This window comes from Clostridium sardiniense (assembly GCF_016907995.1).
GTDB classification, from domain to species: Bacteria; Bacillota; Clostridia; order Clostridiales; family Clostridiaceae; genus Clostridium; species Clostridium sardiniense.
In genome coordinates this window covers 21,547-31,528 of record NZ_JAFBDA010000034.1, presented here as the reverse complement: position 1 = coordinate 31,528, position 9,982 = coordinate 21,547, and the positions used below count along the sequence as shown (strand labels likewise).

Sequence of the window (9,982 nt, the reverse complement as noted above, 5' to 3'; positions counted from 1 at the left end):
AAGGTTATGCAGGAAATGTAATTGAATCTTTTGGTAGTTTTGTTGTTAGAGGAAATTATGTTGTTGGAATAATTATTTTCTTAATTATTATAATAATTCAATTTGTAGTAATAACTAATGGATCAAGTAGAGTTTCAGAAGTATCAGCAAGATTTACATTAGATGCTATGCCAGGAAAACAAATGAGTATTGATGCAGATTTAAATGCAGGTATGATTAATGAAGTTACTGCAAAAAAGAGAAGAAGGGAATTGCAACAAGAGGCAGATTTTTATGGATCTATGGATGGTGCATCTAAGTTTGTTAAAGGTGATGCTATAGCAGGAATAATTGTAACCATAATTAATATTATTGGTGGAATAATTATTGGTGTTGTAATGCTTAATATGAATTTTATTCAAGCAAGTCAAACTTATATAAGGTTAACAATAGGAGATGGGCTTGTTAGTCAAATACCAGCATTATTAATATCTACATCAGCAGGTATACTTGTTACTAGGGCAGATAGTGATGAAAGTTTTGCAAGCTTAGCAGGACAACAACTTACATCTATCCCAAAAGCAATGATGATGACTGGAGTAGTAGTATTTATTTTAGGGCTTATTCCAGGGTTACCTAAATTAACACTATTTACTTTAGGAGCTGGACTTACTCTAATTGGATTTACTTTGAGAAATAATGAAAATAAGGCTAAAGAAGAAGAAAAAAATGAATTGGTTGCAGTAGACGAAGAACCAGTTACAGTTAATGAAGTTGAGAATGTGACTGAACTTCTTAACGTGGAAGTTCTAGAGGTGGAAATAGGATATGGACTTATACCCCTTGCTGATGAAAGTAATGGGGGAGATTTATTACAAAGAATATCTTCCATAAGAAGGCAATGTGCAATTGATATGGGAATAATATTACAGCCTATTAGAATTAGAGATAATCTTCAATTAGAGCCAAATGAATACTGCATAAAGATTAAAGGAAATATAGTAGCTACATATGCATTAATGCCAACAATGCTTTTATGTATGGATCCTATGGAATTAGGATTAGATATAGAAGGAATAAAAGCTGTAGAGCCAAGTTTTGGATTAGAAGCTAAATGGATAAATAAAGATAAAGTCGAGGAAGCAGAACTAAGAGGATATACAATAGTAGATCCATCTACTATATTAGTTACACATTTACTAGAACTTATAAAAGATAAGGCTTATGAACTTATAGGAAGAGAAGAAGTAAAAACTATACTGGATGCAACTAAAGAAAAGTATGGCGTAGTTGTAGATGAATTAGTGCCAGATTTAATGACACTAGGAGAGGTACAAAAGGTATTCCAAAACTTACTTAGAGAAAAAGTTTCAATTAAAGATAGAGTAACTATTTTAGAAACTTTAGCAGATAATGCAGTAAATACTAAGGATATTGAACTTTTAACAGAGTATGTAAGAATGGCATTAAATAAGAGTATTTGCAATGGACTTGTAGATGAAAATAATTACATAACAGTAGCCACATTATCTAGTGATGTTGAAAATTTAATAGCAAATAATCTTCAAAAATCTATGAATGGAACTTATCCAGCAGTAGATCCTGATAGTACAAATAAGATCTTTTCTAGTATTAAAGAAATTACAGAAAATGTTGATTTTTATAACAACATACCAGTAATTTTAGTATCTCCTAAAATAAGGGCTCCTTTTAGAAAGTTAGTAGAAATGGTGTTTCCTAATATATCAATATTGTCACTTAATGAAATTCCAAATGATGTTCAGATAAGGGCTAGTGCAGTAGTAAATATTTAACTAGGAGGTAGGTTAATAAAATGGATAGGGAAAAGTACATATTAGACAATATTAACCTTGTTAGATATATAGCAGCTAAATATAAAAATAATAGTATTGGCATAGAGTACGAAGATTTAGTAAGTTATGGAACTATGGGACTTTTAGAAGCATTTGATACTTTTGATGATACTAAAGGTTGTAAATTTTCAAGTTATGCTAGTTTAAAAATAAGAGCTGCAATAATAGATGAAATAAGAAGACAATCACCTATATCAAGAAATGATGTTATGAAGATAAATGATTACAATAATGCAGTTGTTACTTTACAAAATTACTTATATAGAGAGCCAACAGATATTGAGATTTCTAAATATTTAAATATACCTTTAAGTGAAATTAATAAAATTGAAAATAATATTTATAAAATGAGTATGACCTCTTTAGATAATATTATTTTTGAAGGAAATACTGATGTTAGCCTAATTGATACAATAAAAGATGATGAAAAGAAAACACCATTAAATATTATTGAAGAAGAAGAGAAAATAGATATTTTAACTAAGGCAATAGACAGTTTAAAGGAAAGAGATAAATTGATTTTATCATTATACTATTATGAAGATCTTACTTTAAAGGAAATAGGAAAGATATTAGAAGTATCAGAGTCTAGAGTGTCTCAATTACATAGTAAGGCCATTATCAATTTAAGAAATGTAATAAAGAAAATGAATTATAATATAGCTTAGGAGGATTAATATGCTAAGAGGAATGTATTCATCAGTATCTGCTATGATTAACTTACAAGCTAGTCAAGAAGTAATAAGTAATAATATGGCAAATATAAATACTACAGGATATAAAAGTGAACATGTTATATCAAAGACTTTTGAAGACATGATGTTAAGTAATAAGGACAGATATTTAAATGGAAAAGGTAGAAAGCAAAATTTGGGAGTATTAAATCCTGGAGTTAGGATTGATAAAATAAGTACTGATTATTCCCAAGGGTTACTTGTTGAAACTAATAATAATACAGATTTTTCAATAGAAGGAAAAGGCTTTTTTACTATAAAAGATAATAATGGTAATACAAGATATTCTAGAGATGGTGGATTTAAAATAGATAATAGTGGTTATTTAGTTAATAGTTCAGGATATCAAGTTATGGGAATAAATAAAAATAGTAATAAGTTAGAGCCAATAAGGGTTGGAAACTCTAAAATTACTATGGATAAAAATAATAATATTTTATTAGATTCAAAGGTAAGATATAAGTTTAAGATAGTAGATTTTGCAGATCATAATGCTTTAAAAAAAGCTGGACAAAACTTAATTGATGGCGAAAATCCCACTACAGTTAATGACTATAAAATAAGAAATGGTTGTAAAGAAAAGTCAAATGTTGATATTATTGATGTTACAGCATCATTAATGGTTAATTTAAGAGCTTTTGAAGCAAATCAAAAGGTAGTTCAGATAATGGATTCTACTTTAAGTAAAATGGCTAATGAAATAGGAAATGTTAGGTAGGTGAATATATGTTTGACATAGTTAATATTGCTACAAGTGGTATGAGCTCTAATCAGGAAAAAATAGATATTATATCAAATAACATTGTAAATGTTAGTACTGTAGGATATAAAAAATTAGATACTCAATTTGAGGATTTAGTTAGAAAAAGCATGAAAAGAGACTCTTTTCCTATAAATGATAAGAATACAACTGTAGGAACGGGTTCTAAAGCAACAGAAGCAGTTAGAATCTTTACTCAAGGTAGCTTAATTAGAACTGATATAAATAGTAACATGGCTATAGATGGAGAAGGATTATTCAGGGTAATTAGAAGCAATAATACATATGCTTATACTAGAAATGGTGAATTTAATGTAGATTCCAGTGGTAAATTAGTAGATAATAATGGAAATATATTAGATATGCAATTTATAGGACATAATGATTATTCTAATATAGGACTTAAAAATAACAATTTTACTATTAATAAATTAGGTGAAGTATTTGTTAATAATAATAAAGTTGCTTACATTAATACATATAAATCTGATGGGAATATGGATTTTTTATCAATTGGTGATAATTTATTTTCGCCTAAAAGAGGAGCTAATATTAAAGTAGAAAAGAATCGTAATATTATGCAAGGATATAAAGAGATGTCAAATGTTAATATGCCACAAGAAATAACTGATTTAATAGCAACTCAAAGAGCATTTCAATTAACTAGCAAAAGCTTTAAGGTAGCAGATGATATGTGGTCTATGATAAATAATTTACAATCAAGATAAGAAAGAGGATAGGATATGAATGATGTACGATTATATGACTTTAAGAAAAGTGAAAAATTTTCTATAGAAAATATAAGACATCTAATAATGATGAGTGAGGAGTTTTGCAAAACTTCTAATTTACAAATAAGTTACGAAACAAAAAAAGAAGGATTTAAATTAGAGTTAGAAACAAGCAATCAAGTTAGCTATGATGATTTTTTAGAAAGAACACATAAAGATGATATTATAATCGAATATAATATTGATTCTAATGTTCAGAATTTAACTTTATTTATAGATAAAAGTGTTGTACTTAGTTTAGTGGATTTACTTTTGGGGGGGAGTGGTAAGGTTAAAGATATTAATAGGGAACCTACAAAAATAGATTTAGAGCTTACAAGATATTTAATACAAGGTTTATTACAAAGAATATATTTACCATATAAATATGATAGTGTTGAAATAACAGGTATATATACTAATACAGCTCAATATCAAAGACTTACAGGTAAAGATATTGTATTTGAATCAATAATAGGAGTTAAAATTAATAATTGTAATATTGGAAGAATGAGATTTTGCATGCCTTATAAAAGTATGGAACCTGTTATAAATAATTTAGTAAATATAAAAGTTAATTCAGAAGAAGAAGAAAAGTTAAATGATATTTTTTCTAATGAGATTTTTGAGTATGTAAAAAATGTTGATATGGATATACAGGCTAATCTTGGAACGATAGAAATAAGCATTAATGACTTATTAAATATTCAAGAAGGAGATGTAATTCTCTTAAATCAACAAATTCATGATGATATTATAGTTAAGGTTGGTGGAGCAGATATATATAAAGCAAAACCAGGAACATTAGGTATTAAAAAAGGTGTTCAAATAACTGATATTATCAGTAGGGAGAGATAAGATATGATAGATAATATAGCTAGAATATTAGATATACCAATAGAAGTAACAGCAGTATTAGGAAGAGCCAGAATGTCATTAAATGAAGTTTTAGCTCTTGGAAAAGGGTCTATAATTGAATTAGATACTTTAGAAGATGCAGAAGTGGAGATACTTGTAAATGGTAAGAAAATAGCATATGGCAAAGTTATAGTTTCACAGCAAAACTTTGGAATAAAGATAACTAAAGTTTTAGATGCAGAAGATTTAGTTAAAACATTAAAATAATTTTAACTAGTGGAATTAATAAGAGAGAATAAATACTATGAATTAGTTTATTAGATCATTGAATAAGTAAAAGAGATATGTCTATAATTTAGATGTATCTCTTTTTAGATATATAATAACAATTGTAGATTGAATAGAAAATATTCAATTACATACGGAGGTTTTTATGAGGACGAGCTTAGCGTTTGAAAATAAATTAACAATGATTAGTCAAATGACAAATGATTCAAGATTTCAAATATTAGAATATGATGAATTAAAGGGTGCTACAGAAGTGGACACAGCATTTGATTTAAATATTATGAATAGATCAGGTATTAAATTAAAGCAAATTAGAATAATGCTAGATGAGAGCAGAGTTAAGATGGAATCTGGTGCCTTAAGTTATATGAAAGGTAATATTGATATCATAAATAAAACCGGAGGTGTTATAGGACTTTCTAAGAAGTTTATATCAAGTAAACTAACTGGTGAAGAAATGTTTAAGCCAGTTTATTCCGGAACAGGAGAAATATTTCTAGAGCCATCTTTTAAACATTATGCTTTAATAGAACTTGAGGATGATCACATAATAGTAGATGATGGACTTTTTTTAGCTTGTGAAGAGGGGGTAGATGTATCACCAACTAGTCAGAAGACTATTTCATCAATGATTTTTGGTAATGAAGGAATTTTTCAAACAAGAATACATGGAGACGGAATTGTTGTTTTAGAACTTCCAGTTCCAGAAGAAGAAATTTTTAGATGCAAGCTAAATAATGATACTTTAAAGATAGATGGTAGCTTTGCAATATTAAGAAGTGGTGATATAGAATTTTCAGTAGAAAAGTCAGCAACATCTCTAATTGGTAGTGCAACAAGTGGTGAAGGATTACTTAATGTTTATAGAGGAACTGGTGATGTCTGGCTTGTACCGACTAAAATTGTATATGATAAGATGAGAGAGCTAAATGTTAAAAGTAACTTTAAAGAAGAGGAATTTGATGATAATTAAAAAAATATTACTTCCATATGATAAAGTTATGAATTAATAAAGCAAAATGATATAATAATTAATAGAAAACTATGGAGGAATATATTATGAGCTTAATGAACTCAAAGATACAAGGGAAAGATATGGACCTTTTTTTTGAAGCTATTTTAAAACTAGAGAGTATAGAAGAATGCTATAATTTTTTTGATGATGTTGCTACGATAACTGAAGTTAAAGCACTAGCTCAAAGAATACATGTAGCTAAGCTTTTAAAGTCCAAAAGAACATATACTGAAATTGCAGAAATTACTGGTGCAAGTACTGCAACGATAAGTAGGGTTAATAGATGTCTAAACTATGGAAGTGGCGGATATAACATGGTTTTAGATAGAATAGATGATGAAAAAGTTGTCAATAAGTAAATAAAATAATATACTATATATTAGGTAAAAAAAGTTAATAAGTTAATGTAAATTTAAATCAAAAGAAAGAGGTAAAATTTTATGGGTAGAATGTTTGGAACTGATGGAGTAAGAGGAGTTGCAAATACTGAACTTACAGCAGAACTTGCATATAATCTTGGAAGAGCAGGAGCGTACGTATTAACAGAAGCGGCACACAAACCAAAGATATTAGTTGCTAAAGATACAAGAATTTCAGGGGATATGCTAGAAGCAGCATTAGTTGCAGGGATATTATCAGTTGGAGCAGAGGCTGTAGTGCTTGGAGTGATACCAACACCAGCTGTAGCACATTTAACTAGAGAATATGGAGCAGATGCAGGAGTAATGATTTCAGCATCACACAATCCGGTAGAATATAATGGAATAAAATTCTTTAATAATAATGGGTATAAACTTTCAGATGAGTTAGAAGACGAAATACAAAGAGTAATTGAATCAAACTTTGAAGGAGTACCAAGTCCTACAGGAGTTTCACTTGGAAGAGAAAAAGTTGAAGTTGCAGCTTTAGATGATTATATTGAATTTGCAAAAAATACAATATCATCAAATCTTGAAGGAATGAAAATTGCTTTAGATTGTGCAAATGGAGCATCTTATAAAGCAGCAGTTGAAGCATTCAGAGATTTAGGTGCTGAAGTTTATGTTATAAATGATAATCCAGATGGAACTAATATTAATGAAAATTGTGGTTCAACGCATCCAGAAGAATTAATGGAATATGTAGTTAAAAAAGGTTGCGATGCTGGATTTGCCTTTGATGGAGATGCAGATAGATGCTTAGCAGTAGATGAAAAAGGAAATTTAATAAATGGTGACTTTATATTAGCATTATGTGCAAAACATCTTAAAGATCTTGGAAGATTAAAAGATGATACTTTAGTAGTTACTGTAATGAGTAATTTAGGACTAGATATTGCATGTAAAAACTTGGGGATAAAAACTTTAAAAACTAAAGTCGGAGACAGATATGTATTAGAAGAAATGGTAAATGATGACTATGTTTTAGGTGGAGAGCAATCAGGTCACATAATCTTCTTAGAATGTAATACAACAGGAGATGGATTAGTTACAGCTCTTCAAGTTTCATCAATAATTAAGAGAAGTAAAGAATCTTTAAGTTCATTATGCTCAATAATGAGAGAGCTTCCACAAGTTCTTGTAAATGCACAAGTTCCTAATGATAAAAAAGATATTTACTTAAAAGATGCTGAAATAATAGCAGAAATAGAAAGAATGGAAAAATTAATGGATGGTAAAGGAAGGGTATTAATAAGACCTTCAGGTACAGAACCATTAGTTAGAGTTATGTTAGAGGGTGAAAATCAAGAAGAAATTGATAAATTAGCTCATAACTTAGCAGATATGATATTAGCTAAGTGCTAATTGTTATAAAATTAAATAATATTATTATATATTTATAAAAAATATATAATAGATAAAAATATTTTATAGTAAAATAGAAGAATTGAATTGAAAAATATACAAATTACCCGTAATTTGTATATTTTTTTGTATAATTTGTGGTAAATTCGACATAATAAGTAAAATAATTTGTATATAATATATATGAAAGTACTTCTTATTGAAAGTTAAAGATGAGTATACATTATAGGAAAAAGTAACTAGAGTTTTATAGATTACTATATTTTTAAAGTTAAAATATATAGAATATGAAATTTATGTAGGTTTAATTACAAGTATTTACAAAGTAATTATCTATAATATTTAAATTTAATATAACTAAGAAGTACTTAAAAAATATTATTAAAAGGGGTATAGGGTATGAAAAAAAAATTATTAGCACTAACATTATTATGTACAACAGTATTCTCAACAACAGCATTTGCTGCTGCACAAAGCACATCAGGAACATTTAATTACAAAAATTGTCAAGCTAAGGGATTTTTAAATCTTGCGAATAATAATGTTGGAGAAGCGAGTACAGTTAAAGTTGCAGGAACTAGTAAAAGTAATTTACATGTACAAATTTATGCAAAATCAAAGCAGGGAGTTACTTTAGGATCAAAAACAAATAGAAGTAACCCAAATGATGTATATGTACAAGTATATGCAAGAGGATATGATGATGATCCATTACATGTGTGGCAAAGTCAACATAGTGTTGTCGGACCTGATGATCCATATAATTATTTAACATTATTTACTAAATAAAATAATAAAAATAGTAATAAGAGCATACGCTCTTATTACTATTTTATAATAGAGGGTGTTTACATGAAGAGGATTTTTAATAGTAAAACTAATATATTTTTATGTGTATCATTTACTATATTAATAGTGGTATTATCAATAATAATAAGTAAAATAGGTTTTCATATAAAATATGATGTAGATAAACAAAACTTTGGTAATAAATTTAAAGAAGTAATTATAAAATCAAATGAACTATTGTCAATGCAAGAATATCTAGATATTGTTACAAAGTCAAATGAACTTGTTTATGGAAATCCATTAGCATCAAAGTCAAAAAGAGAAGATATGGAAAAGATGATGAGTATTTTTCCAGTATTAGAAAGCAAGCCTTATAGTTACAAGACAAAAGAATTAGATGGAAGATACTTTGAAAATGAAGAATTAAATAAAGGTAAAAAAGTAGCGATTATAGGATATAATTTAGAGGAGATGTGTAAAAAGAAAGATGGAAAATTATATTTAGATATTGAGTTACAAGATGAGATATTGGAATTTGAGGTAATTGGTATAGTAAGAGAAGATAGTTTTTTGGATACATCAGTATTTATTCCTTATAAGTCTATATATAATACAAAGGTTTCAAAGTATAAATCAGATACATACAATTTTTTTATACCTGTGAACTCTGAATATATATCTAGTTCTAAGAATGTATATATTCAAGAAATTAAAAATTATAGTGAAACAAGTTTATTAAAAATAATTAGTTTACAGATAAAACGAATGTTTGATACTATTAAAAATTTAGTCATATGTATTGCATTAGCGGTAATTAATTGTATTATATTTTCTATTTTTTGGATAAGATCGATTAAAAGGAAAATATCTATATTTAAGATATTAGGTGCAGATAATAAATATATATTTAAATATATATTTAAAAATACATTTATAATTGGAATCATAGGAATGTTAATTGGTGGAGGAGTTGTTGTCATTATCGCGAAGGTTCTTTATTTAGAAGATTCTTTAAGATTTTCTACTATAATTATATCAACCATAGTTACACTTTTAATATCATTAATTTCATCTATATTTTCATATATAGACATATTAAAATTTAATATTAAAAATCATATAAGGTAGGTT

11 protein-coding genes are annotated in these 9,982 nt (G+C 27.5%); all 11 read left to right on the top strand.

Features of this window, described 5'->3' with window-relative positions; translation table 11 throughout:
- On the top strand, positions 1–1,793 hold a 1,793-nt coding region (locus JOC62_RS17770), incomplete at its 5' end, for a flagellar biosynthesis protein FlhA (protein WP_204596618.1).
- 20 nt (positions 1,794–1,813) lie between these two features.
- Positions 1,814–2,521 (top strand): sigma-70 family RNA polymerase sigma factor, encoded by a 708-nt coding sequence (locus tag JOC62_RS17765; protein WP_204596617.1) that lies wholly within the window; start codon positions 1,814–1,816, stop codon positions 2,519–2,521.
- Positions 2,522–2,531: 10 nt separating this feature from the next.
- Positions 2,532–3,305 (top strand): flagellar hook-basal body complex protein, encoded by a 774-nt coding sequence (locus JOC62_RS17760; RefSeq protein WP_204596616.1) that lies wholly within the window; start codon positions 2,532–2,534, stop codon positions 3,303–3,305.
- Positions 3,306–3,313: 8 nt separating this feature from the next.
- Positions 3,314–4,075, top strand: coding sequence for a flagellar hook-basal body complex protein (locus JOC62_RS17755; protein WP_207758213.1), 762 nt, complete (start codon positions 3,314–3,316; stop codon positions 4,073–4,075).
- Between the two features lie 15 nt (positions 4,076–4,090).
- The gene (locus JOC62_RS17750; protein WP_204596615.1) at positions 4,091–4,975 is read left to right on the top strand and encodes a FliM/FliN family flagellar motor switch protein; all 885 of its coding nucleotides are present in this window, start codon (positions 4,091–4,093) and stop codon (positions 4,973–4,975) included.
- A 3-nt stretch (positions 4,976–4,978) separates the two neighbouring features.
- Positions 4,979–5,242 carry a flagellar motor switch protein FliN gene (gene fliN / locus JOC62_RS17745; RefSeq protein ID WP_204596614.1) on the top strand — a complete coding sequence of 88 codons (264 nt, stop codon included), beginning with the start codon at positions 4,979–4,981 and terminating at the stop codon, positions 5,240–5,242.
- Positions 5,243–5,408: 166 nt separating this feature from the next.
- On the top strand, positions 5,409–6,236 hold the full coding sequence (locus JOC62_RS17740; RefSeq protein WP_204596613.1) for an AIM24 family protein: 828 nt from the start codon (positions 5,409–5,411) through the stop codon (positions 6,234–6,236).
- Positions 6,237–6,322: 86 nt separating this feature from the next.
- Positions 6,323–6,637 (top strand): YerC/YecD family TrpR-related protein, encoded by a 315-nt coding sequence (locus JOC62_RS17735; protein WP_204596612.1) that lies wholly within the window; start codon positions 6,323–6,325, stop codon positions 6,635–6,637.
- A gap of 81 nt (positions 6,638–6,718) precedes the next feature.
- Complete coding sequence (glmM, locus tag JOC62_RS17730) at positions 6,719–8,062, top strand: phosphoglucosamine mutase (RefSeq protein ID WP_204596611.1); 1,344 nt, start codon at positions 6,719–6,721, stop codon at positions 8,060–8,062.
- A 399-nt stretch (positions 8,063–8,461) separates the two neighbouring features.
- A complete protein-coding gene (locus JOC62_RS17725) occupies positions 8,462–8,851 on the top strand; it encodes a hypothetical protein (protein ID WP_204596610.1) in 390 nt (129 codons plus the stop codon).
- Between the two features lie 63 nt (positions 8,852–8,914).
- Positions 8,915–9,979, top strand: a complete 1,065-nt coding sequence (locus JOC62_RS17720; protein ID WP_204596609.1) for an ABC transporter permease — start codon at positions 8,915–8,917, stop codon at positions 9,977–9,979.
- Positions 9,980–9,982: the final 3 nt, after the last annotated feature.